Annotated in this window: 27 protein-coding genes; 2 read left to right on the plus strand and 25 right to left on the minus strand. The window is 39.0% G+C overall.

Translation table 11 applies throughout. From position 1 onward, the window contains the following. Positions 1-213: 213 nt before the first annotated feature. From Epro_RS04685 to queF, 21 genes are all read right to left on the minus strand, one after another. On the minus strand, positions 214-774 hold the full coding sequence (locus tag Epro_RS04685; protein ID WP_052570842.1) for a flavodoxin family protein: 561 nt from the start codon (positions 772-774) through the stop codon (positions 214-216). A gap of 50 nt (positions 775-824) precedes the next feature. Further along, the gene (locus Epro_RS04690; protein ID WP_052570843.1) at positions 825-1,577 is read right to left on the minus strand and encodes an exodeoxyribonuclease III; all 753 of its coding nucleotides are present in this window, start codon (positions 1,575-1,577) and stop codon (positions 825-827) included. Next, positions 1,577-1,999, minus strand: coding sequence for a hypothetical protein (locus tag Epro_RS04695; RefSeq protein ID WP_052570844.1), 423 nt, complete (start codon positions 1,997-1,999; stop codon positions 1,577-1,579). Before Epro_RS04695 ends, Epro_RS04690 begins: the two co-directional genes overlap by 1 nt. A 4-nt stretch (positions 2,000-2,003) precedes the next feature. Next, a complete protein-coding gene (locus Epro_RS04700; RefSeq protein WP_052570845.1) occupies positions 2,004-2,528 on the minus strand; it encodes a hypothetical protein in 525 nt (174 codons plus the stop codon). A gap of 40 nt (positions 2,529-2,568) precedes the next feature. Continuing rightward, positions 2,569-3,147 (minus strand): ribosome biogenesis GTP-binding protein YihA/YsxC, encoded by a 579-nt coding sequence (gene yihA / locus Epro_RS04705; RefSeq protein ID WP_052570846.1) that lies wholly within the window; start codon positions 3,145-3,147, stop codon positions 2,569-2,571. Between the two features lies 1 nt (position 3,148). Continuing rightward, entirely contained in the window at positions 3,149-3,859 is a 711-nt protein-coding gene (locus tag Epro_RS04710) for a Bax inhibitor-1/YccA family protein (protein ID WP_052570847.1), read from the minus strand. Next, the gene (locus tag Epro_RS04715) at positions 3,856-4,302 is read right to left on the minus strand and encodes a bis(5'-nucleosyl)-tetraphosphatase (protein WP_052570848.1); all 447 of its coding nucleotides are present in this window, start codon (positions 4,300-4,302) and stop codon (positions 3,856-3,858) included. Before Epro_RS04715 ends, Epro_RS04710 begins: the two co-directional genes overlap by 4 nt. Before the next feature lie 9 nt (positions 4,303-4,311). After that, positions 4,312-5,085: a DUF481 domain-containing protein gene (locus tag Epro_RS04720; protein WP_158409012.1), complete on the minus strand. Its 774-nt coding sequence runs from the start codon at positions 5,083-5,085 to the stop codon at positions 4,312-4,314. 7 nt (positions 5,086-5,092) lie between these two features. Beyond that, the gene (locus Epro_RS04725; RefSeq protein ID WP_052570850.1) at positions 5,093-5,569 is read right to left on the minus strand and encodes a hypothetical protein; all 477 of its coding nucleotides are present in this window, start codon (positions 5,567-5,569) and stop codon (positions 5,093-5,095) included. Between the two features lie 2 nt (positions 5,570-5,571). Further along, entirely contained in the window at positions 5,572-6,885 is a 1,314-nt protein-coding gene (locus tag Epro_RS04730; protein ID WP_052570851.1) for a competence/damage-inducible protein A, read from the minus strand. A gap of 4 nt (positions 6,886-6,889) precedes the next feature. Continuing rightward, complete coding sequence (locus Epro_RS04735; protein ID WP_052570852.1) at positions 6,890-7,192, minus strand: DUF3467 domain-containing protein; 303 nt, start codon at positions 7,190-7,192, stop codon at positions 6,890-6,892. A gap of 15 nt (positions 7,193-7,207) precedes the next feature. Next, entirely contained in the window at positions 7,208-8,275 is a 1,068-nt protein-coding gene (gene thrC, locus Epro_RS04740) for a threonine synthase (RefSeq protein ID WP_052570853.1), read from the minus strand. 85 nt (positions 8,276-8,360) lie between these two features. Then, positions 8,361-8,978, minus strand: a complete 618-nt coding sequence (gene pgeF / locus Epro_RS04745) for a peptidoglycan editing factor PgeF (protein ID WP_052570854.1) — start codon at positions 8,976-8,978, stop codon at positions 8,361-8,363. Then, positions 8,978-10,084, minus strand: coding sequence for a cell division protein FtsZ (gene ftsZ, locus Epro_RS04750; protein WP_052570855.1), 1,107 nt, complete (start codon positions 10,082-10,084; stop codon positions 8,978-8,980). The genes pgeF and ftsZ overlap by 1 nt, the downstream gene beginning before the upstream one ends. Before the next feature lie 2 nt (positions 10,085-10,086). After that, the gene (ftsA, locus tag Epro_RS04755) at positions 10,087-11,325 is read right to left on the minus strand and encodes a cell division protein FtsA (RefSeq protein ID WP_052570856.1); all 1,239 of its coding nucleotides are present in this window, start codon (positions 11,323-11,325) and stop codon (positions 10,087-10,089) included. 23 nt (positions 11,326-11,348) lie between these two features. After that, positions 11,349-12,164, minus strand: coding sequence for a cell division protein FtsQ/DivIB (locus tag Epro_RS04760; RefSeq protein WP_052570857.1), 816 nt, complete (start codon positions 12,162-12,164; stop codon positions 11,349-11,351). Continuing rightward, positions 12,151-13,074, minus strand: coding sequence for a D-alanine--D-alanine ligase (locus Epro_RS04765; RefSeq protein ID WP_052570858.1), 924 nt, complete (start codon positions 13,072-13,074; stop codon positions 12,151-12,153). The genes Epro_RS04760 and Epro_RS04765 overlap by 14 nt, the downstream gene beginning before the upstream one ends. After that, complete coding sequence (gene murB / locus Epro_RS04770; RefSeq protein ID WP_052570859.1) at positions 13,071-13,976, minus strand: UDP-N-acetylmuramate dehydrogenase; 906 nt, start codon at positions 13,974-13,976, stop codon at positions 13,071-13,073. Before murB ends, Epro_RS04765 begins: the two co-directional genes overlap by 4 nt. Then, the gene (gene murC, locus Epro_RS04775; protein WP_082121498.1) at positions 13,940-15,289 is read right to left on the minus strand and encodes a UDP-N-acetylmuramate--L-alanine ligase; all 1,350 of its coding nucleotides are present in this window, start codon (positions 15,287-15,289) and stop codon (positions 13,940-13,942) included. The genes murB and murC overlap by 37 nt, the downstream gene beginning before the upstream one ends. A 55-nt stretch (positions 15,290-15,344) precedes the next feature. Next, the gene (locus Epro_RS04780) at positions 15,345-15,710 is read right to left on the minus strand and encodes a four helix bundle protein (protein WP_052570860.1); all 366 of its coding nucleotides are present in this window, start codon (positions 15,708-15,710) and stop codon (positions 15,345-15,347) included. Between the two features lie 47 nt (positions 15,711-15,757). After that, positions 15,758-16,144, minus strand: coding sequence for a preQ(1) synthase (gene queF / locus Epro_RS04785; RefSeq protein WP_052570861.1), 387 nt, complete (start codon positions 16,142-16,144; stop codon positions 15,758-15,760). A 148-nt stretch (positions 16,145-16,292) separates the two neighbouring features. Here queF and Epro_RS04790 point away from each other — a divergent pair, with 148 nt between their 5' ends. Both Epro_RS04790 and Epro_RS04795 read left to right on the plus strand, forming a co-directional pair. Continuing rightward, positions 16,293-16,646, plus strand: coding sequence for a four helix bundle protein (locus tag Epro_RS04790; RefSeq protein ID WP_052570862.1), 354 nt, complete (start codon positions 16,293-16,295; stop codon positions 16,644-16,646). 64 nt (positions 16,647-16,710) lie between these two features. Further along, the gene (locus Epro_RS04795) at positions 16,711-18,402 is read left to right on the plus strand and encodes a SulP family inorganic anion transporter (RefSeq protein WP_052570863.1); all 1,692 of its coding nucleotides are present in this window, start codon (positions 16,711-16,713) and stop codon (positions 18,400-18,402) included. A 43-nt stretch (positions 18,403-18,445) separates the two neighbouring features. Here the strand turns inward: Epro_RS04795 and Epro_RS07225 are convergent, their stop codons facing one another. The 4 genes from Epro_RS07225 to Epro_RS04815 form a co-directional block, all read right to left on the minus strand. Further along, positions 18,446-18,667, minus strand: coding sequence for an STAS-like domain-containing protein (locus Epro_RS07225; protein WP_052570864.1), 222 nt, complete (start codon positions 18,665-18,667; stop codon positions 18,446-18,448). Next, positions 18,661-19,008, minus strand: a complete 348-nt coding sequence (locus Epro_RS04805) for a hypothetical protein (RefSeq protein WP_052570865.1) — start codon at positions 19,006-19,008, stop codon at positions 18,661-18,663. Before Epro_RS04805 ends, Epro_RS07225 begins: the two co-directional genes overlap by 7 nt. A 153-nt stretch (positions 19,009-19,161) precedes the next feature. Beyond that, the gene (locus tag Epro_RS04810; RefSeq protein WP_158409014.1) at positions 19,162-20,913 is read right to left on the minus strand and encodes a beta-ketoacyl synthase chain length factor; all 1,752 of its coding nucleotides are present in this window, start codon (positions 20,911-20,913) and stop codon (positions 19,162-19,164) included. Continuing rightward, a complete protein-coding gene (locus Epro_RS04815; protein WP_052570867.1) occupies positions 20,906-22,093 on the minus strand; it encodes a beta-ketoacyl-[acyl-carrier-protein] synthase family protein in 1,188 nt (395 codons plus the stop codon). Before Epro_RS04815 ends, Epro_RS04810 begins: the two co-directional genes overlap by 8 nt. Between the last annotated feature and the right edge of the window lie 34 nt (positions 22,094-22,127).

The following is a 22,127-nucleotide window of genomic DNA, read 5'->3' on the forward strand; positions in this document are numbered from 1 at the left end:
AAATAAGCAACCTGTTGGATTATTATTTTATTTTTAATTTTGTTTTGCAATCCTTTCAACACGCCATGTTATTTGCGCGAGTGCTTCGTTGTACCCGTAATATTGAAATCCAAACCGAGTTGTTGATACTGTTTGTTCTGAAATTTTAATTACAGTTCCGCCATTCAATAATACTTTGTCCTATAACAGCAATTATATTTAGCATGCAAATTATTAAACCAACGATGAGCCTATATTCTTCATTGCAGTTTGCAAGTCTTTTTTTTCTTGAGCCGGTTCGCTTCTTGTGCCTGTAATTACTGCCACGTCTTTTACATCAAACTCCAGCAGCTGAAACATTTTTTTTGTGTAATCAATATATGTTTGAAATAAACCGGCATCAGGATTGCCTTGTGTAAACGCAAGAACCAGCTTTTTTGCGGCATTTTCTTCTTTAAATTGCGGAGAAAATCTCGGAGAAAATTGAGCATACAGTCTATCGGTAAATATTTTTGCCTGAGCGCTCATTTGCCCCATATAAATTGGCGAGCCAAAAACAAGAGCGTCGGCGGACTTTAGCGCGCCGTAAAGTTTTTGCATATCATCATTTATAATGCACCCTTGATTGCCTTTCTTGCAGCCGTAACAGCTTTGGCAAGGCTTTATATCAAGATCATTAAAATAAAAAACCTGAATTTTAGCGCCCTGTTCTTTAGCGCCTTCAAGTATTGCGTTTACTGCCCACGCAGTGTTGCCTTTTTTGCGAGGACTTGCAACAAACCCTATAATGTTCATTTTTTCTCCGGTAGTAAAATTTATTTCCGGTCAACACATCTGCCAATGACCTATTTTATTTCAATTGATATCGGGCAGTGATCGGAACCTTTTACGGCAGTTTCTATGCTTGCGGATTTTAGGTTTGAAGTAAAGTTTTTTGAAATGAAAAAATAATCTATTCTCCAGCCTACGTTTCTTTCACGGGCGGCGGTTTTATAATCCCACCAGGTGTAGTTATCCGGTTCTTTGTGAAAGTATCTGAACGTATCTACAAAACCTGCGTCGGCTAAATTGTCTAATTTTTTTCTTTCAGCAGGCATAAAGCCGGAAGTTTCTTCGTTTTGTTTTGGTCTGGCAAGGTCTATCGGAAAGTGCGCTGTGTTGTAGTCGCCGCAGATAATTATATTCTTTTTTATTTTTTTGACAAAATCTATAAAGTAATCGTAGAAATCTAACTTATATTGCAGCCTTTCTTCGCCCGAACCGCCGTTAGGAAAGTAAATATTGAAAAGGACGAAGTCCTCAAAATCTAACCTTACTATTCTGCCTTCGTTATCAAACTTTTCATTTTCTATTGATGCGCTTGCGGCAACGGGTTTTATTTTAGACCAAACTGCCGTGCCGCTGTAGCCCTTGCGCCCGCCGGCGGAAAAATAAAAATTATACCCGTCTATTTCACGCAAATCTTTTGGAAACTGCTCGCCGTCCGCCTTTGTTTCCTGAATACAGACAATGTCCGCATTTTCTTTTTTAAACCAATCCAAAAAACCTTTTTTGTGAACGGCTCGTATTCCGTTGACATTCCACGATATTATTTTCATTATTTTAATTCTTTTAAAGCTTTTTTTGCTTCGCCGATATTTACATTTACTTCCGCGGCGCCTTGAGTATCTTTTATTTCTTCGTATATTTTAAGAGACTCATTAAAAAGTTCTAAAGATTTTTTAATTTGCGATTTATCTTTAGCCTTGTCTGCAATTGCAAAAACATTCAACGCCTGATTGTTTTTTATTTTTGCAATTAGCTTTTTATTGTCCGGTTTAACTTTCCCCAAAGCCTTCTCGTATTCATTAAGGCTCTCGGAAAAATTTCCGCCGGCATAAAATTTCTCGGCTTTGGATATGCTCCATGCTGAAGAAATTCTGCCGGCGGAAGAACTTGCGGCGATTATTAAATCTCCCAAAACTCCGGAGATTGCAAGACCTGCTATGAAGCCTATGATAATAGTCGCCGGTCTTTTCATTAAATTATATCTTTGCGTTTATGAAAGGGAACCAGCCGTTCAATACTTTTATGCTTGAATTGCCGATATAGTTTATAAGCCCTATCTGAATTGCAAAATCTCCGGCGCTTTCGGCATAATTAATAAATCCGAAAGCAATTCCCGTTAAAGTTTTGTTGTAGTTAAGAAAACCAAAGTGCAAACCTGTAAAATCTCCGCCGTAGTTAACAGCTGCGCCCTGCAAGCCTGTAACTGAACCGGTGTTATAAGTTACAAACGCGCCCTGAAGACCTGTGAAATTTCCGGTTACCTGACCGAGTAAACCTATTTGCCATGCAATAGGAGCATCATTTGTTTTTGCCCAAATAAGATTCCACTGAAGGCCTGTTACGCTTGAAAGATTTGAGCCGATACCAAGTTCAATGCCGGCAACTGCGTTGTCAGCCGGAATTGCAATTTTGTCCCAAAGAAACAACTGAATAGGAGTCGTTGCAAAAGAAACTCCCGCAAAAACCACTGCCGCCACCAAAGCCAATAATACTTTCTTCATTTACTGCTTCCTTTTTTAAGGTGAGATTGCCCACCTTGAACTACTTTAAAAATTTAACTATGTCCGCGCGGAACTTATCAATGCCGGTATTTTTTTTTGCGCTTACGGCAAAAACAAAATTTTGCCCGACTTCAAAAATTTCCGCTGTTTTTTTTATTATTTCGTTTAAATCAGGCTGAGAAATTTTATCGCATTTATTTGCAACTATTTTATAATCAACATTATAGTCTTTAAGCCAATCCGCCATATTTAAATCTAATTCCGTAGGCCCTACAAGCGCGTCTATAATTATATATACCGTTTTTTTGCTTTCTCTTTCTATAATGCATTCTTCAATCATTTGCTTCCAAAGTTCTTTTTCCGCAGGGCTGACCCTTGCAAAACCGTATCCGGGTAAATCTATAATCCACTTTCTCATTACAACGCTGTAAACGTTTACGCTTCTTGTTCTTCCCGGAGTTTTAGAGGTGCGCGCTAAATTTTTTCTGCCGCACAAAGCGTTAATTACGCTGCTTTTGCCAACGTTAGAACGCCCTGAAAAAATTACTTCCGCAACGCTTTGCGGTAAAGTTTTCACGTCGGTTACGGCTCTAAAAAATTCTGTTTTTTCTAACACCATATTAATCTCTTGTTTTTGCCAGCAGTCTTAACATTTCAAGGTAAAGCCAAACAAGCGTTACCATAAGAGAAAAAGCGCAATACCATTCAAAATATTTCGGCGCGCCGCGGCGGGCTCCTTTCTCTATCATATCAAAATCTAAAATAAGGTTAAACGACGCTATTGTTACTATAACAAGACTGATAATTATTCCGCCTGTTCCGGAATCGTTAATATACGGAAAACGTCCCGCGCCGAAAGCGCTCAACAGTATATCTATAAGGTAAACGACGGCAATTGAAAGCGTTGCGATTATTACAACTTTTCTAAACATAGGCGTCGCTTTTAAAAGCCCTGTTTTATATGCACCAAGCATACACAACAACGCGCACGTCGTAAGCAAAACCGCGTTTATTACAATTCCGGGATAAGATTTATTAAATGACACTGATATAAGCCCTAAAACTATTCCCTCGCACGCCGCATAAACAGGCGACAGCAACGGAGACGCGGCTTGTTTAAATATTGAAATCATTGCAAGAACAAAACCCGCAATAAGCGCCACCCAAATGTAAGGCATAAAAATATTTGCGTATGTCCAAGGAAAATATGCGCCCGCCAAAAGAATTATCAGCAGGAAAATACTTTTATTTATAGTTCCCGAAACGGTCATGCCTGCGGACGCGCGTTCGGCGTTTTCAAAAACTTTCTCACTTATTAAAGGATTGCTCATATGCCCTCCGTTTTTATAATTGCTTCGTTTGCAAGCTCAAGCATTTTTTTTTGATTTTCAAATGATAATTTATTTTTTGCGTCAGCCTTGTTAAACCACGCAACTTCGGAAATTTCATTTACGTCGTATTTTTCCGTTTCGATTAAAGCTTTTGCTAAAAAATAAACCGAATGTTTTTCTACGGGCTTGTCTTTTGTTTCTTTCAACGCACCGCTTATAATATAGGTGTCTTCCGCTCTGAAATTTCCTACAAATTCTATTTCCGATATTCCCGTTTCTTCAAAAATTTCCCGTTTTGCGGCGGATTTTTCAGTTTCGCCGGATTCAATATGCCCTTTAGGAAATCCCCAGTTGCCGTTTCTTTTGGAAAATACCAGCAAAAAAACGGGCTGTCCGGATTCAACTTTATAAACTACCGCGCCGCATGAAAATTCTTTTAACATTCTATTCTCTTAAAACAAATTAAATGACAACCCGAGCGACGCGTAAAACATGGTTTCAACATCGTTTGGCCAGCTGTGCGCTGGAATTCTTGAATTATCAAAATAAACTATATAGCCAAGCTCCGTAGTAAACCACGGACCGGTTTTTAAAAACAAACGGTTTTGCCACTGCAAATTTTCGCCGTGCGCAAAAGTTTCAAACACTCTTGCTTCAGACGTAAATTTTAAAACTTTCAAATACTGCAAAGTGTAATTAGCAACCGCTTCCGCGCCCGTTTCTCTTTGATTACCCATCAATGAATTATCAACCTGACGCGCTGCCGCTCCGGCGCGCGTTTTTAATGTGTGAAGCTTATTATCAAAAACAGTAAAACTTAAACCTGCCGATTCCATGTATGTTATCGGATCCCAAAAAACATCGTTCTGCGTTAGAAGGTAAAAAGAAGCGTATGGCTGCAAATACTCATAAAATTTATAACTCCACACGGTGTTAAACTCAATCATGTCCGTAAGTATAGAGTGAATTCCCGCCGCTTGGCTTTCTCCGTATTTTTCCTGAAACGATGTAGTCCAATTAGTTTTTTCGCTTATTCTTTCAGCCGTAAGGGTAAGACCCAGCTGCCACGACCTTACAAAAGTTTCTTTGCCTGTCCAATTACGGCTTACGTCGGTTTGATTATAGCCCCACGTAAAAATTCCGGACGTTTTCCAAGTTGCGCTGCTTTGCGCGCGCGCTGCCGTGGCTGCGGTAAAAAGTAAAATTCCAATGATAAGTTTTCTCATTTTCGCCTCAAAACTTTTTGATGTTAACTTTTTTCTTATATTTTGCAAGAACATCTTTTATTTTTTCCGTTATTTCGGCCCTCGGCAACATTTCATGTTTTTTAAAAAAGTCCTGCGTCTGATTTTTATTTTCCGCCGAGCCGATAAAAAAATTTATCTCATCGCATTCGCTAAGAAGTTTACCAAGCTCTTCCCCTGTTTTTGACAAAACTTCTCCGCAAGAGAGAAATTTAAAACAATGATTTAAAGTTACAGCGCCTTCAGACGCAAAATCTATTCCTTCAATATGGTAATAAGCCGGGTTGCCTTCTTTAAAACTTTCAAAATTCGCCGCGGAATTTTTTTCTGTTACTCTGCAAAACGCAGCAAGCGTTGAAGAGCCGCAAATAATTTTTTTACCGTCAAGCGCAAGGAACTTTTTAAAAACTTCTCTGTCGCCGCTTTTATCTTTCGGCAAACCGGAAAGCAAATTTACTTTTTTCATTTTTATTTTTTGCCGACCGCTTTTTTGTTTTTTACCGGTTCTTCTTTTTGCGACAGTTCTCTTCTTAAAAGATCAAGCGCGGCGTTAGATGAGCGTTCCCTTATATCTTCCCTTGTTCCAAAAAAATTATATTTAAAAACTTTTGTCCCTTTTTTTGAAGCCATGCCTATATAAACTAAACCTACCGGCTTTTCCTTAGTTGCGCCCGTCGGACCAGCAATGCCCGTTATTGAAACGGCATAATCGCTTTCTGAAAATTTTAAAACGCCCGCCGCCATTTCAACGGCAGTCTCCGCGCTTACCGCGCCGAAAGAATTAAGCGTTTCTTCTTTTACCCCGAGCATTTTTATTTTAGACTCGTTAGAATACGTTACGCAAGAGCTTTTAAAATATTCGCTGCTTCCGGAAACGTCCGTTATTTTTTTTGCAATAAGCCCGCCCGTGCAAGATTCTGCAAAAGCTACGGTTTTTTTATTATGCAATAAAAGTTTTCCGCAAACCGACGCCAAAGTTTCGCCGTCTTGACTGAAAATATTATCTTTTAAAACTTCTTCAAAACCGGATTTAATATTGCTTACCGTTTCGTCAACAAGCATTTCATCCGTTCCTGAAACGGAAAATTTAACATCTACAATTGATTTATGCGCAAGAATTCCAAACTCCACAAACTTTTCTTCGCCAAAAGACACGGCATTGATAACAGGTCTTATCATTTCTTCAACCGCAGATTCGCCAAGTCCAAATACGCTTATTACAAAATTTTTTCTAATTCCCGAAGCGTAACTTCTAAAAAACGGCACGGCGTTTTCTTCAAACATCGGCTGCAATTCTTTAGGCGGTCCCGGAAATAAAAACAAAGTTTTTCTTAAGCGTTTTTGTCCGTCTAAATATTCAAAATGCAGCATTTGCCCCGGAGCGGTTCCGTTGCGGTTTTCTAAAACTTTTGCGCCTTTTATTATGTTTGCCTGTCTGTCGTTATTTTTTGTGGGAGAAGTTATATTGAGCTTTGCAAAACGTTCGGCTATGGCTTCTAAAACTTTTTTATCCTGATAAATTTTCAGCCCGAAAGTTTCCGCCATGGTTTCAACGGTTATATCGTCAAAGGTAGGGCCTAACCCGCCGGTAAGTATTACCACGCTGTTTATTTCAAACGCTTTTTTCAGCTCTCTTGAAAGCTCTTCTTTTCTGTCGGCAATATCGGTAACGCAGGAAAGTTCAAGACCTAAAGAAAAAAGTCTGTCGCCGATAAAGGCAGCGTTGGTGTTGGCTTTGCCCGTAAGAAGTTCGCTGCCCGTTGAAATAAGAGCGATTTTCATATTTTTAATTAATATATTCCGGTTTGGAATTGCCTGCACGCGCCGCAGATTCTTTTATAACGCCGTATTTAGCTTCGTATTTTGCCGTGTTTTCTTGAAGCGCGGCTATAAGGCTTTTAATGTGCGCCGGAGAAGTGATAATTCTTGTTCTGACTTTTGTTTTTGAATTCTGTTGCGGCTGGAAAAATAAAAAATCAAGTATGAACTCTGTTTCGGAATGACTTATCATGGCAAGGTTAGAATATACCCCGTTTGAAGTTTCTTCATCTATTTCTATTTTTATCTCGGCATGTTTTTTCTCTTCCATGTTATCCCCCGGAATTTATAAATTTATAGCGGCAATTATTTCTTTTATGTCGGCTTTAACTTTTTTTGGACTAACAGCATTTGAAACCGCTGTGTCGGGATCTTTCAAACCGTGGCCGGTAAGAATACAAACAACTTTTACTTTTTTAATATTTTTGAAATATCCCTGTTTAATATATTTTATAAGTCCGGCAAGCGATGACGCCGACGCAGGTTCGCAGAAAACGCCTTCGCAAGCCGCAATCAATTTATAAGCTTCTAAAATTTCTTCATCGGTAACTTTGTCTATAACGCCGCCGGACTCGTCTCTGGCTTCTTCCGCGCTTTTCCACGACGCAGGATTTCCTATTCTTATAGCCGTAGCGATTGTTTCCGGTTTTGTTATAGGGTGTCCGTCAACTATAGGGGCAGACCCTGCAGCCTGAAAACCCATCATTTTAGGAAGAGGATATCTGTCGGAATCCGACGTGTAGCATTCTTTATAACCTTTCCAGTAAGCCGTAATATTTCCCGCATTTCCCACGGGCATAAACTGATAATCCGGAGTGCGGCCAAGCGCTTCGCATATTTCATAAGCCGCTGTTTTCTGCCCTTCTATTCTGAAAGGATTTATTGAATTTACCAAAGTAAGAGGGTATTTGTTGCTTAACTCTTTTACAAGATTTAACGCTTCGTCAAAATTTCCGTCCACAGCCAAAACTTCCGCGCCGTGCATAACAGCCTGCGAAAGTTTTCCCAAAGCAATTTTACCTTCGGGGATTAGAACCACACATTTGATGCCGGCTCTTGCCGAATATGCGGCGGCCGACGCCGAAGTGTTTCCCGTGGACGCGCAAATAACGGCTTTGCTGCCTTCTTCAACGGCTTTTGAAACGGCAAGCGTCATGCCTCTGTCTTTAAAAGAACCCGTCGGATTCATGCCTTCAAATTTAAAATATATCTCGCCTTTAAAGCCTAGTTTTTTTACAAGATTTTTTGCGGCAATAAGCGGAGTATTGCCTTCGTTAAGAGATATTACCGGAGTTTTTTCAGTAACCGGCAAAATATTTCTGTATTTTTCAATCAAGCCTTTATATGCTGCCATTTCAATTCCTTTTACTGCAAAATATTAACAAAACCTCAAGTTAAATTGTATTATTTTTAGCGTCGCAAATCAAATAATTCTACGTCTAAAAAACAAGCGACAGCTGTCTTTCTTCGGTTTTATTTTTTCTGTATGAAAAATAATTGTCCGCGCCGCAAAAAGTACAGCCGCAATGAACGGAAATATCTTTTACGCCAACCGCTTTAAGTTTGCTTTCAGCGGCTTGCGAAAGCGAAAATTTATTGTTTATAAGAGCAACGTTAAATATTTTTTCAAAATCCGAATTCACTTCGTAACAGCATTGTTTTATATGCGGACCTACGGCAACTTCTATGTCTTCCGGCAAAACATTAAAATCTTTCTTAAAAATTTCCACTGCGTTTTCTATAATACCGTCCGCCAAACCTCTCCAGCCGGCGTGCACCGCGGCGCGGACATACCCGTTTTTTGAAGACATCAAAACCGGCATGCAGTCGGCGGTAAAAATACCAAGGATTAAGCTTTTGTCGCAAGTTACAAGCCCGTCGCAACTTTCCGCAAATTTTCCGGCGTCGGCGCGGTTAACCGCCGCAACACGGTTTCCGTGAATCTGCTTTGCAAGCACTAAATTTTCAGGACTTAAATTTAGAAACCGCAAAAGAATATTCCTTGACGTTTCGTCTTTCATATTCCCTTGCGGTTTTGAAGTAAAATATTTATTCATTAACCTAACTTTCTGTTTTTCCAATGAAGATACGCCGGTTTTGACCAATCAGGCTGCGAAGAAGACGCAGGCTGTGCGGCAGGTTGAGAATCGTCAAACAAACTCGCCTGTCCAAGCCCTCTTTTTTGCACGGCGGCATGTTTGAAACCGGCCGCTATTACCGTTATTTTAATTTTTCCGTCAAGCCTATTATCGTATGTTTGTCCGCTGTAAATGTGGCCTTTCATGTTAAACTTTTCTTTAATGGCGTTAAAAATTTCTTTCGCTTTACGCGCAGAATAATTAGAGTTTGACGTAATATTTATTATCGCTTTCTCAGCTTCCAAAATATTGTAATTATCAAGCAGCGGGTCGGAAATTGCGCCGTTAATTGCGTTTTCGTAGTCGTCGCCGTTACTTTCGCCTATCCCCACAAGCATGCTTCCGGCATTTGCAATAACGGTTCTCACGTCCGCAAAGTCCATATTTATTTCGCCGGGAATAGTTATTATATCGGTAATAGCCTGAATACATTTTCTTAAAACATCGTCTATAAATTGAAACATAAGATACATAGGAGTATCTTCTTTTACCAAGTTGCTTGTAAACACTCTTTCATTGGGTATAACAATTAAAGCGTCCGTCTGCTCTTTTATATTATCAACGCCTTCTTTTGCCTGAGTTATTCTTATTTCCGCTTCGTGATCAAAAGGGGTGGTAACAACGCCGACGGTTAATATTCCTTCTTCTTTTGCAATTTGCGCTACAATCGGCGCTGCGCCGGTTCCTGTTCCGCCGCCCATTCCCGCGGTAACAATAACCATATCGGCGCCTTTAACAATTTCCCGTATATATTCCGTATTTTCTTCCGCAGCTTTTTTGCCAAGCGCCGGATTTCCGCCCACGCCAAGTCCCTTTGTCATCTTCTCGCCGATTTGAACTTTCGTCGGAGCTTTAGAACGCATAAGCACCTGCGCATCGGTATTTATGGCTATAAAATCCACGCCGCCCACGCCGGCGTCAACCATTCTGTTGACGGCGTTAGATCCGCCGCCGCCCACGCCTATCACTTTTATTACGGCGGGCTGGCCGTTAGAATTATGTTCGGAAGGAAGTATTATTTTCATTTTTAAATTCCTTCAAGCATTCCTTTGAGTTTAGTAAACCAGCCTTTTGCCGACGATTTTTGTCTGTATAAAGGATACGTATTTGAAAACGGCGAAGCAATTGCGCCAATCGCCGCGGTATATACGGGGTTTTCAATTATTTCGTCGGCGCCTACTACTTTTGACAAGTCCGGTCTTCCCGGACGCGCCGCGCAGCCGAAATATTTTTCAAAAGCTTTCACAATTCCGTCAAGCCTGCTTCCGCCGCCCGTAAGAATTATTCCGCCCGATAAAAACTCCGCTCCAAACGAACTTTTTTTCATAGCGTCTTCTATTGCAAAAAGAATCTGCTCTACTCTGGGCTGAATTATATCCACAAGCTGAAACTTATCAAATTTTTTCACGCTTATTCCATCGGCGCCGTCGTAATCAAACTCCGCATTTTGAAACCCGTCGTATTTAAACGCCGCGCCTCTGGTTTCTTTAACTTCTTTGGATACGGAAAAAGACGCTCTCAGCTTATGCATTATGTCTCTTGTTATATGGTCGGAACCTACCTGAACTTCATTTGTGTATCTTATTATTGCTTCTGCATAATGAACAAGCCCCGTCGTAAGCCCGCCGAAATCAACCACAAGGCACCCAAGCTCTTTTTCTTCTTTTGTAACAAGAATTTCGCCGGCGGCGTGATAAGAATAAACTCTGTCGTCGCAATTAACGCCTGCAAGATTCATAGCTTTAAAAATATTTCCTATATTGCTGCTTGAAGCCACAAGCGCGTGCACATCCACTTCAAGAACGTTGCCTTCCATGCCTATAGGGTTTTGTATGCCTTTTTGTCCGTCTAAAATAAACTCTCTGGGAATAATCTGCAAAACTTCATGATCGGAATTAATTTTAATTTTTTGTCTTGCGTTATCAAGCGCGTTTATCACGGTGTCTTCGGTAACTTCTTTATCCGAATGATTAATATTTGCGCTCGCCTTAACGCTTCTTGATTCTATAAAATTTCCTCTTATAGCGGCCGTTACGGAACTTATTTGTCCGCCGGCGGATTTCTCGGCTTCTTCAATAGCTTTAGAAATAGCCATGGCGGCTTCCTGAATATTTATTACCGCGCCGGATTTTATTCCGTCGCTGGAAGGCACAACCGCCGAGCCCAGCACTTTTACAAGTCTCGTTTGATCGTCTCGCACTCCGGCAACGCAGCAAACCTGATTGCTTCCGATATCAAGCCCGGCTATAAGAGTTTGTTTTGCCATTTTGAATTCCTTTGCCTTGAAATTTATATTTTGGGTTTTATAACGGCTCTGCCGAAATCGTAAAGAGCCATATTTATATACTCTATTTTTTTATGTTTAAGCACGGCGTCGGCGTAAATTTTTTGAAATTTATCAAATCTGTATTTCAATCTGTCGGCTCTGTCGTCGCCCCAAAAAATAAGAGTTCCGTCGCGGGTTACAAGAATTATATCGTCGGTATTTGAGAATTTAACTTCGTCTATTGTGTCAAGAAAATCTCTGCACACAGGTTTAAACGCTTTAAGAAATCCTAAAAGTCTGGCTCTTTCCTGAGAATCTTTGCATATTATTTTGGGAACTTTCATCCCGCTCATAAACCCGCGCAAAGGAAAAGGTTTATCGTCAAAATCCACGCCCGCAAGCTCTCTGCCCGAATACACAAAAGCTTCCGGAGTTCTCTCGTAAAGCCGCACGCGGACTTTTTTCCAACGTCTGCTTATTGTTATATCTTTAAGTTCCGGCTTTATCTTTTTTATTTCGTCTTCGGCGTCGGATAAATTTATTTTTAAAAGATTGTCGCCCACGTCAAACGGAAGAAGCTCTTTTATCTCCGTCTTTGTAACGTTTTTGCCGCCGACAATTTCTATGTCTTTTACCGAAATACTTTCCGAACCGTATGCGTAATCTACAACTTTTCCGCAGCCTTTATACGCAAAAAAAACAATCAAAAATAAAATAATTAAATATGCCGAAAGTTTAACGGCTTTCCGTCCTCTTTTTTTAGGAGAGCGCGAACAATAATTATGGCTTGCCGTAACTCTTCCGGTGTAAGAATATCTCTTTTTTTTAAATATTCCCATTTCCCAATGAACACTCTAATATTTTTAAAATTAAGTCGGCAAACGTTAAACCTGCGGCCTTCGCCTCGTCGGGAAGAAGCGACGTTTCCGTCATTCCCGGCAAAGTGTTATTTTCAAGCGCCCAGACTTTATCGTTTTTATCTACTATAAAATCTACTCTGCACACGGCGCGGCAGTTAAAAGTTTTAAAAACTTTTTTTGCATAATTCTGGGCGGCAGCGTAAGCTTTCTGGCTTATGCGCGCCGGAATTATATGCTTTGAGCCGCCCTTGGCGTATTTAGATTTAAAATCGTAAAACTTACCCTTGGGAACTATTTCAACAACCGGAAGCGCGCCGCCGTCTAACACGCCTACCGTAATTTCTTTACCTTTTATAAATTGTTCAATTAAAATTTCGTCGTCATATTTAAACGCTTCTTTAGCGGCTTTCGCAAAATCTTTACGCGATTTAACCACCGACACGCCTATTGCAGAACCTTGCGTTGCAGGCTTTACGACTATCGGAAATTTTTTTATTTCGGGCACAGGTTCAAACTTTCTTACAACCGCCCACTCGGGCGTAGGAACTCCGGCGCTTTTAAAAAATATTTTTGAAATATTTTTATCCATAGACGCGGCGCTTGCAAAAACTCCGCAGCCGGTATAAGGCACGCCCATTATTTCAAGCATTCCCTGAATAGTTCCGTCTTCGCCCATAGGGCCGTGAAGCATTATGCAGGCAATATCAATTTTTGCTTTTTTTATTTTCTCGGAAACGTTTTTGTCAACGTCAATACCTACGGCGTTAAGTTTTAATTTTTTTAAAGCGTTTAAAACAGCTTTGCCGGATTTGAGCGATATTTCTCTTTCGCTTGAGGTTCCGCCGTATAAAACGCCTATTTTTTTATTTTTAAGTTTTTGAATTATCATTTTATTATTTTTATTTCGTATTCTAAATTTATATTAAATTTTTCTTTAACCGTTTTTTTTGCAAGTTCCGCAAGATATAAAACATCGTCGGCTTTTGCAGCGCCCGTGTTAACTATAAAATTTGCGTGAATTTCCGATATTTTGGCGCCGCCGTAACTTTTGCCTTTTAGCCCCGACTCGTCTATAAGTTTTCCTGCGCTTGCGTCTTTAGGATTTTTAAAAATACAACCTGCGTTTGGAGTGTTTAACGGCTGCGACTGCGCGCGCCTGTTTATGCTTTCTGAAATCTCTTTTAAAATATCATTTCCGGCTGCTTTTTTCAAGGTAAAATTGATTTTTGTAATGACGACATTTTTTAGATTGCTTGATCTGTATTCAAAAACAATTTCTTCTCTTTTTAACAACTCTTTTTTTGCGTTTCTAAATACTTCAACGCTTTCTACCGAATTTGATATCCACTTTGCAGCGCTGCCCGCATTGCCTAAAACCGCGCCGCCGACAGTTCCGGGAATTCCCGCAAGAGATTCAAACCCTGACAAATTATTTTCTGCCGCAGCTTTTACAACAAGAGGCAAACTTGCCCCCGCGCCGCAGGTAACTGCGTTACCTTTTATAGAAAACTGCGCAAACTCTTCCGTTAGTTTTACAATTGCGCCTCTATAGCCGTTATCCGAAAAAAGTATATTTGTTGCGCCGCCTAAAATAAAAAAATTTTCTTCGCCGATATTTTGCAAAAAAACAAGCAAGGCTTTTTCCGTGGGAATTTCAACAAAAAAATCGGCGCCGCCGCCGATTTTAAAAGAGCAGCGTTTGCTCATCGGTTCGTTTTCTAAAATTTTACAGCCTGCCAAAGATAGAGTTTTTATTAAATCAGCGTTAATAACTCTTCTCCTTTTTTCCACACGTCTCCGGCGCCAAGCGTTAAAATAATTTCTCCGCCTTTAAGCGTTTTAGACAACGCTTGCGCGGATAAAAATTTTTCCGCTTCGCTTTTATTTGCTTTTAAAGCTTTTAATATTAAATCCGAGCTGACGCCTTTTATCGGCGGCTCGCCGGCGGAATAAATATCCAAAACTTTTACAAAATCAGCGTTGCCAAAACTTTTGCCGAACTCTTTATAAAGGTTGCGCGTTCTTGTGTATCGGTGAGGCTGAAATAAAACTATAAGTTTCCTTTTAGGCCAAAAATGTTTTATGGCGCTTATGGTAGCGGCTACTTCCGTAGGGTGGTGCCCGTAATCGTCAATAACCGTTACGCCGTTTTTTTCGCCTTTAATTTCCATGCGGCGACCTACGCCGTCAAATTTATTTATAGCGTGGGCAATGTGGTTAAATGAAATATTAAGGCAAAGCCCTACGCCTATAGCGGCTAAAGAATTTGTAATGTTGTGCAGTCCCGGAACTTTTATGCAAACTTTCCCGAGTTTTTTGCCCTTGTAAATAACGTTGTAAGACGTGCATTCCGCAAGCGTTTTTATATCGGCAGCTTTTATATCCGGGTTGCCGGTTAAGCCGTAAGTAATATATTTTCTGTTTATACGCGGAAGAATTTCCCTGACAAGAGCATTATCCGTGCAAACTATTGCGGCTCCGTAAAACGGAACGCTGTTTATGTGGCGCACAAAAGCGTCTTTCAAATTTTCCATATTTCCGTAATAATCCAAATGGTCGTTATCAATATTTGTAACAACCGTAATTACGGGAGAAAGTTTTAAGAACGACCCGTCGGACTCGTCGGCTTCCGCAACTATGTATTCGCCGCGCCCCATACGCGCGCTGGTTTTAAGATTTTTAAGTTTTCCGCCTATAACTATTGTGGGGTCTAAACCGCCTTCGTCTAAAACTAAAGACGTAAGCGAAGTTGTCGTAGTTTTTCCGTGCGTGCCGGCAATGGTAACCGCATATTTAAGACGAGCAAGTTCCGCAAGCATTTCAACGCGCGGAATAACCGGAATTTTATTTTTAAGGGCGGCAACTACTTCGGGATTTGTTTTGCTTACGGCGGTTGAGGTTACAACTACTTGGGCATTTTTTATGTTTTTTGCGTTATGACCTATAAAAACTTTTGCGCCGATATTTTTTAAATGTTCCGTAACGTCGGTTTTTTTCAAATCCGATCCGGACACATTGTGCCCCAAATTAATTAAAACCTCTGCAATCCCCGACATTCCAGACCCGCCGATACCGACAAAATGTATGTTATTTTTTTTAAACACTGTTAACTCCAAAGTGAAATGTGTAAAGTGAAAAGTGAAATTAACGACAAAGACGTTAAATCTTTTTATTCAAATTAGTTCTCACCGTTTTTGTAGTAGCAGACAATATTCTTCTCAACTCTTCACAATTTTTTATAGTATTTGCAAACTCTTTTTCATTTATAAACTTAGTCGCATATAATAATTCAAGCCAATATTTTGTTTCAGCGCATTCTTTTAATGATATATATATTTTTAATAAAAAATCCTTTCTGCTAATTGCGCATTCCGATTCAGCAATATTTGCGCCAATACTTGTTCCGCTACGTAAAAGCTGCTTTGACATAACAAATTCTTTTTTAACATCATATAGATACTTGTATAAATTTATTACCTCTATAGCAAAAATCTTACTCTTATCTTTAACGATATTGTCTTTCATAAATCTCTCTTTCTTTTTAGTTGCCGTAAAATTCCACTTTCCACTTTTCACTTTCCACTTTGCCGTTTACAGTATTGCGCGGATACCGTAGTAGTTATTCCACCGCGGATGCCGAATTCAATGTCTATGGTTAATTCTTTCGGGGATATTGCTTTTACCAAATCGTTGAGTATATTATTGACTACGCTTTCGTGAACCATTCCTACGTTTCTGTAAGACTGAAAATACATCTTAAGAGATTTTAATTCTACAACGGTTTTAGACGGCGTATAGTTGATAACAACATAAGCAAAATCCGGCAAACCAGTCCACGGGCAAAGGCATGTAAACTCTTCGGTTTCAATGCAAACGTTAATGTCTTTTCCGGCGTATTGATACGGCATGGCTTCCAAAAGCTTTGGCGTTACTTTGTCAAAAACAGGCGTATTTTTCATAAATTCTCCATTATGTTTTTTACGTCAACATTATAGCATTTTAATAATGCCAAAAATAAGCGGTTTGCCATTTTATACTTTGTGTGGTAAAATAACGCATCTCAACATAATAAGTAGAAAGTAGGAAGGAGTAAGGAGCAAGTGGAATATGAAAGACGATATATCTCAAGTTAAAAGCGAATTGTTTGCTGTTAGGATTATAGAGCTTTATAAATATTTGAGTGGCAGTAAGAAAGAATTTGTTCTTTCAAGACAAATATTGCGTTCAGGCACAAGCATTGGCGCAAATATTTCGGAAGCGGGATATGCTATAAGTAAAAAAGATTTTTTGTCAAAGAAATATATAGCTCTAAAAGAAGCTGTTGAAACATTATATTGGCTGAGATTATTGCACAAAACAGCTTTTTTGCCTGAAACTGAATTTAACAGTCTTTATAAAGATTGCCAAGAACTCGTAAAAATTTTAGTTGCAGCTACAAAAAGTATAAAAACAAAATTATAGGAAGGTTGTGCCGTAAACTTGCTCCTTACTCCTTCTTACTTTCTACTTTAAAAAAAGGATATTAATGTTTAAACCAAAACTGTTTACTTTACTTAAAAACCGGTCGCAGGAATTTACGGCAAAGCGGATTTTTACCGATATTAACGCCGGGCTTATAGTTGCATTTATCGCTGTTCCGTTGTCTATAGCTTTAGCTATAGCGTCGGGCGTTATGCCGGGCAAGGGGCTTGTTACCGCTGTTGTCGCGGGGTTTTTAATTTCTTTTTTCGGCGGAAGCCGCGTTCAAATAGGCGGACCTACCGGCGCGTTTGTAATAATTGTTTACGGAATAATTCAAACTTACGGGACTTCCGGACTTATTACCGCTACGGCAATGGCGGGAGTTTTTCTTATTTTAATGGGACTGTTGAAATTCGGGAAAGTCATAAAATATATTCCCGACCCGATAATTATAGGTTTTACAAGCGGAATAGCGGTTGTGCTTTTTTCTACGCAAATTAACGATTTTTTAGGGCTTGGTCTTACAAGCGTTCCGTCGGAATTTATTGCAAAATGGGCGCTTTATTTAAAGAGCATTTCACATATAAGTCTTCCAACGCTGGCAATAGGCGCAGGCTCTCTTTTGCTTATGGTTTTTTATCCTAAAAAACTTAAATTCTTTCCGGCGCCTTTAGCTGCCATTATACTTTCAACGCTTATAGTTAAATTTTTCGCGCTCCCCGTGGATACAATTTTTTCACACTTCGGAGATATAACAAACTCCATGACTTTTTCTCCCGAAATGCCGGCGTTTAGCGTTTCTATGATGGGTAAACTTTTCCAGCCTGCGCTTACAATAGCTTTGCTTGCGGGCATAGAATCTTTGCTTTCAGCGGTTGTTGCCGACGGAATGATAGGCAAAAAACATAATTCCAACACAGAACTTATAGCGCAGGGGATAGCCAACATGGGCTCTGCTGTTTTTGGCGGAATACCCGCCACCGGCGCAATTGCGCGCACAGCCGCAAACGTAAATAACGGCGGAAGAACCCCTATAGCCGGAATTGCGCACGCTGTTTTTATACTAATAATTATGCTTGCGTTTATGCAGTATATTTCGCTTATCCCAATGGTAACTCTTGCGGCAATACTTTTTAGCGTAGCATATAGAATGGTGGATTTTAGAGCGTTTCAAGAGCTTATCAAAGCGCCAATGAGCGACTCGTTGGTTTTGCTTATAACTTTTTTTCTGACTGTTTTTGTAGATTTAGTTTACGCCATAGAAATAGGAATGATTTTAGCGGCGCTGTTATTTATGAAAAGAATGGCAGACATTACCGGCGTGGAAGACGATTCCGACGACATATACGAAGGCATTGAAGAAGACGACATAGAAAATAAAAAGAAGCTCAAAGACGTTGTAGTTTACGAAATTAACGGGCCGTTCTTTTTCGGAGCGGCAAGCGCTTTTATAGACCGTTTGGAAAAAGTCAAAGACGATAAAGTTATAATTTTAAGAATGCGAAAAGTTCCCGCAATAGACGCCACCGGATACCACGCTCTTTACAAAATTTACAAACGCTGTGCGGCAAACGACACAAGACTTATACTTTGCCAAGTGCAAAAATACCCGCTGAAAGTTTTAAAGAAATTCGGATTTACGGAAATTATCGGAAGAGAAAACTTCGCCCTAAACATAAACAACGCCTTCAAAAAAGCCGAAGAATACATACTTGCCATGGAAGAATACGAAAAGACTTTTCATTTGAAAAGATAATTGATGACAAGCTGCCAAAACGTGTAAATAAAATTATATTTTATCAGCGGCTGCGTCCATTTGAGACATCAAGGCTTTCCTGCATATATCTATATACTATTGATATAATTTTTTTGACATCCTCATTAGTGTTTTTATAATATAAATTTTCAAAAACTGTGTTATAGAATTTGCGAATAGGGTCGCTAAGCAAAGCATGTATAAAAGACTGGGTTACCCCGCTAACTCCGTCAAAATCAAAAGTTACCGCTTGGACTTTTAACAAAAATGCGATTGTTCATTTGCAGTTTTAATAATAGTTAAAGGAACAAACCGTCCAGACGACTCTTTTTTATCATACGCAAACGGCGATGAAGTATTGGTAAGAGAATACAGCCCCATACGGTCAAGATATAAACCTGTTTTGGGTACTTTGCCTAAAATACATGCATTCTTCCTACCAACTTTTAATGCCAATGCCGCTGCAATTACTATATTTGCAGGGTGGACAGCAATCCATTTGTCATGTGTAGAAATTTCAAGTTTTTCAGGCTCTGAAAAGTCCACAGAATTAACAAAATTACGAAAATTTCTTAAATTACCTTGATTTGAAAAATGTATTTTCATAGTTGCATTATACCCGTTAGACGCTTTTTTGTCAATAAGCGCTCTACGGGTATTTTTTACCCGTTAGACGTTCTTTATAAAACAAGCGCTCTACGGGTAATTTTTGGGCACCCATCCCACTGACCCATTATTTTTATGTTTTTTTGATTGCTTTTAATCCCAATCGGCTTTTTTGCCAAATGGAGTGAGTGGAAGTTTGTTGCCAAAAGTTATTTTTTTTGGCATCTCATGAGTTGTAAAGGAACTTTTTATAAATTGATATACACTCTTTTGGGCTTCTTGTACATCTATGTTGTCCTTAAGCACAATAAAAGCTTTCAATCTTCCCTTGCCAAGTCTAACAATAACATCGTTTATAAAAGGATGCGTTTTCAGTATTCTTTCAACCTTTGTCGGAAAAACATTTACTCCTGCAACTTGCACAGCATTATCTTTTCTACCAATCACAAAAAAAGACCGTTCGCCGTCTAATTTGGTAATATCTGGAACTTCAATTTTTAAAGTAGTATTTTTCCTCTGTATCTCTTTTATCGTTTTATTCTCTATCGTAAAATTCCAAAAAGGTAGAAGTTCAAATGATGAACCTGCCTTTTGTCTAAATGCTATTGCTCCGCTTTCTGAAGCTCCATAAATTTCTATTACTTTCTCTACGCCGTTTGCATACAGTTTTTCAATTAAAGCATCAGGGCAAGGAGCTGTTGAAGTTAAAATTGTAATGCTTTTTGGAAATTTAAAATCAAGATCGGCAAGATATTGCAAAAACAGAGGAAACGAAACAAGTAAATCATTTTCTTGAAGTAATTTACCCCAGTCCAAAAATGGTATAGGCGGATGCATTACGATAGGAACTTTGAGAAAATCAGGCATTTTAAGTGTAAAAATAAATCCATAGGAGTGGTGAGCGGGAACCGTTGCAACTATTCGATTGACTCCTATAAATAAAAAAGATAAACCTTCAACTTCTTCGTCTATCATGTCTTTTGAATGAATACAATTTTTGGCAACGCCGGAGCTTCCTGAAGTAAAAAAATTTATCCGTTTTTTATCATTCATTGATTTAAAACATTGTTTTTCATGCGTTTTGATTGACTCAATATTATCGTCTAAAGAGCATAAAAGTTTTAACCCTTCAAAAACTTTTTCTTTTTGAGCAAAACCAGTTATTAATTTTTCTATATCCTGATTTTCAAAAACAGACATAACATCCGTCTTACTTCCTGCTATATAAGTTTTAATATAGTCTTTTACTATACGGCTTGTTTCTTCTTGAGATACAAATTGCGAATATTGTTTTGATAAATTAAATGCCGTCATTGACGGATTAAATTCATCAGCCTCTTTTGTATTAACAATCAATTTTGCATTATTTTCATCCAATGTAAAAACGAAAGCAGCGGCTGCATCAACAGAATGTATTTTGTTTTTGTATTGTTCAAGAGTTACAGGGTTAATTTCATCAATAATGCACAAGAGAATATCTTTACATCTTTTTGATTGCAGCCAACTTTCAGCAGTAATCAATGCGCTCTCAAAAGAGTTTGCGCCATCGCTGATTGTTATACAATGTCCTCTAAAATTCAAAAGCCTTGTTATCACTGTTTCAAAAGAATTGTGAACTGATGCAGAAAAAGCCAATGGAGACGCCAAAACATCGCCGTCATAGATTATGCTGTCCATAAAAGCACAAACCTGTTTTACCGGACCTTTAGCAGTTGCAATTATAAGCCCAATATCTTCTTTTTCCGCTTTTAAATCTATGCCTGCCTGTGACAAAGTTTTTACCGCTGCATAAAGAGCAAGTTTTTGAAGATTATCTATGCGGCGTAATTGCTTTGCTTGAAAAAAAGACGCAAGCCCTGTAGTATTATTAATATAATTTGCGCTTTTAACGTATAATTTACTCATAATTTTTTCCGCCAAGCGCCAATACAGCATTACATCCGCCGAAAGCCAAAGAATCTGAAATTGCAGCTTTTGAATTGTCAATTTTTTGCGTCAATAAAGCAGGAACTAAATTTAATTTATCATCGACAGTTATAAAATTTTTAACCGCTGGAATTTTGCCCTCATTTAAACATATTAAAGATATGCAGGCTTCCACCGCACCGGCAGCGCCCAAGGTATGACCGGTAAGGCTTTTTGTCGCGCTAACAGGAATATTTTTTAATACTGAATTAAAAACAACAGCTTCCGCCATGTCATTATCTTGAGTGCCCGTGGCATGAGCGTTTATAAAAGCAATATTTTCAAATTTGATATTTGATTGTCGTAAAGCAAAATTCAATGCTTTTCTTAACCCCCTGCCCGAAGGTTCCGGAGAGGTAGTATGATAACCGTCGCAAGCATTGCCATAACCTAAAACTGCCCCTATTTTTTTAGCGTTTCTTTTTGCCGCAAACTCTCTGGATTCCATTATAACAATACCTGCACCCTCGCCAAGATTGATTCCGGCTCTGTTTTTATCAAAAGGTTTACACAGTTCTTTTGAAGCTACCATAAGCTTTATAAAACCCGTATAAGGAATCATATTAAGTTCATCGCAGCCGCCTGCTATAACAACATCACACATAGAATTTTCAATCCACTCGGCGCCAATTCCAATTGCGTCTGTTCCGGAAGCGCACGCAGTTACAACCGTCTGAGAAATTCCGTTAAGTCCGAGTTGTTTTAAAACTTCTTTAGCAGTAGAATAGTGGATATATTTATCTAAAGGTTCAAGCGGTGGATTTTTTGCAGTTTTCAATTCTTTATAAAAATCAAAACAATTAAAAGAAACATCTACAGTTGTGCCGATACAGACGCCAATTCTTGCATTTTTTAAATCCGATATTTGCAAACCGGCTTTTTCAATGGCTTCCTGCAAAGATTTTCTCAAAAATAAATAACTGTAACTTTCGTCTTCTTTCTTTTGAGCAAGAATTTCTTTTGAAACCTGAAACACTGGATATTGTGCGCAATAAGAACTTTTAAGCCTTTCACAAACAATCGATGGCGCGCTGTTTCCAACAAATAAATTTTTAGTAATTTCTACTATATTATTTCCTAAAGCGCAAATGCAGCCGCAACCCGAAACAATTATTTTCATTAAGAGTGTCCCTATTTATTATTAACTTAGATAC

This window comes from Endomicrobium proavitum (genome assembly GCF_001027545.1).
Lineage (GTDB): Bacteria > Elusimicrobiota > Endomicrobiia > Endomicrobiales > Endomicrobiaceae > Endomicrobium > Endomicrobium proavitum.

What these genes read in the sequence shown, in the direction of transcription:
- Epro_RS04685 (WP_052570842.1), bottom strand. Translation starts at nt 774, where the DNA reads ATGAACATTATAGGGTTTGTTGCAAGTCCTCGCAAAAAAGGCAACACT.
- Epro_RS04690 (WP_052570843.1), bottom strand. Translation starts at nt 1,577, where the DNA reads ATGAAAATAATATCGTGGAATGTCAACGGAATACGAGCCGTTCACAAA.
- Epro_RS04695 (WP_052570844.1), bottom strand. Translation starts at nt 1,999, where the DNA reads ATGAAAAGACCGGCGACTATTATCATAGGCTTCATAGCAGGTCTTGCA.
- Epro_RS04700 (WP_052570845.1), bottom strand. Translation starts at nt 2,528, where the DNA reads ATGAAGAAAGTATTATTGGCTTTGGTGGCGGCAGTGGTTTTTGCGGGA.
- yihA (WP_052570846.1), bottom strand. Translation starts at nt 3,147, where the DNA reads ATGGTGTTAGAAAAAACAGAATTTTTTAGAGCCGTAACCGACGTGAAA.
- Epro_RS04710 (WP_052570847.1), bottom strand. Translation starts at nt 3,859, where the DNA reads ATGAGCAATCCTTTAATAAGTGAGAAAGTTTTTGAAAACGCCGAACGC.
- Epro_RS04715 (WP_052570848.1), bottom strand. Translation starts at nt 4,302, where the DNA reads ATGTTAAAAGAATTTTCATGCGGCGCGGTAGTTTATAAAGTTGAATCC.
- Epro_RS04720 (WP_158409012.1), bottom strand. Translation starts at nt 5,085, where the DNA reads ATGAGAAAACTTATCATTGGAATTTTACTTTTTACCGCAGCCACGGCA.
- Epro_RS04725 (WP_052570850.1), bottom strand. Translation starts at nt 5,569, where the DNA reads ATGAAAAAAGTAAATTTGCTTTCCGGTTTGCCGAAAGATAAAAGCGGC.
- Epro_RS04730 (WP_052570851.1), bottom strand. Translation starts at nt 6,885, where the DNA reads ATGAAAATCGCTCTTATTTCAACGGGCAGCGAACTTCTTACGGGCAAA.
- Epro_RS04735 (WP_052570852.1), bottom strand. Translation starts at nt 7,192, where the DNA reads ATGGAAGAGAAAAAACATGCCGAGATAAAAATAGAAATAGATGAAGAA.
- thrC (WP_052570853.1), bottom strand. Translation starts at nt 8,275, where the DNA reads ATGGCAGCATATAAAGGCTTGATTGAAAAATACAGAAATATTTTGCCG.
- pgeF (WP_052570854.1), bottom strand. Translation starts at nt 8,978, where the DNA reads ATGAATAAATATTTTACTTCAAAACCGCAAGGGAATATGAAAGACGAA.
- ftsZ (WP_052570855.1), bottom strand. Translation starts at nt 10,084, where the DNA reads ATGAAAATAATACTTCCTTCCGAACATAATTCTAACGGCCAGCCCGCC.
- ftsA (WP_052570856.1), bottom strand. Translation starts at nt 11,325, where the DNA reads ATGGCAAAACAAACTCTTATAGCCGGGCTTGATATCGGAAGCAATCAG.
- Epro_RS04760 (WP_052570857.1), bottom strand. Translation starts at nt 12,164, where the DNA reads ATGGGAATATTTAAAAAAAAGAGATATTCTTACACCGGAAGAGTTACG.
- Epro_RS04765 (WP_052570858.1), bottom strand. Translation starts at nt 13,074, where the DNA reads ATGATAATTCAAAAACTTAAAAATAAAAAAATAGGCGTTTTATACGGC.
- Epro_RS04780 (WP_052570860.1), bottom strand. Translation starts at nt 15,710, where the DNA reads ATGAAAGACAATATCGTTAAAGATAAGAGTAAGATTTTTGCTATAGAG.
- queF (WP_052570861.1), bottom strand. Translation starts at nt 16,144, where the DNA reads ATGAAAAATACGCCTGTTTTTGACAAAGTAACGCCAAAGCTTTTGGAA.
- Epro_RS04790 (WP_052570862.1), top strand. Translation starts at nt 16,293, where the DNA reads ATGAAAGACGATATATCTCAAGTTAAAAGCGAATTGTTTGCTGTTAGG.
- Epro_RS04795 (WP_052570863.1), top strand. Translation starts at nt 16,711, where the DNA reads ATGTTTAAACCAAAACTGTTTACTTTACTTAAAAACCGGTCGCAGGAA.
- Epro_RS04805 (WP_052570865.1), bottom strand. Translation starts at nt 19,008, where the DNA reads ATGAAAATACATTTTTCAAATCAAGGTAATTTAAGAAATTTTCGTAAT.
- Epro_RS04810 (WP_158409014.1), bottom strand. Translation starts at nt 20,913, where the DNA reads ATGAGTAAATTATACGTTAAAAGCGCAAATTATATTAATAATACTACA.
- Epro_RS04815 (WP_052570867.1), bottom strand. Translation starts at nt 22,093, where the DNA reads ATGAAAATAATTGTTTCGGGTTGCGGCTGCATTTGCGCTTTAGGAAAT.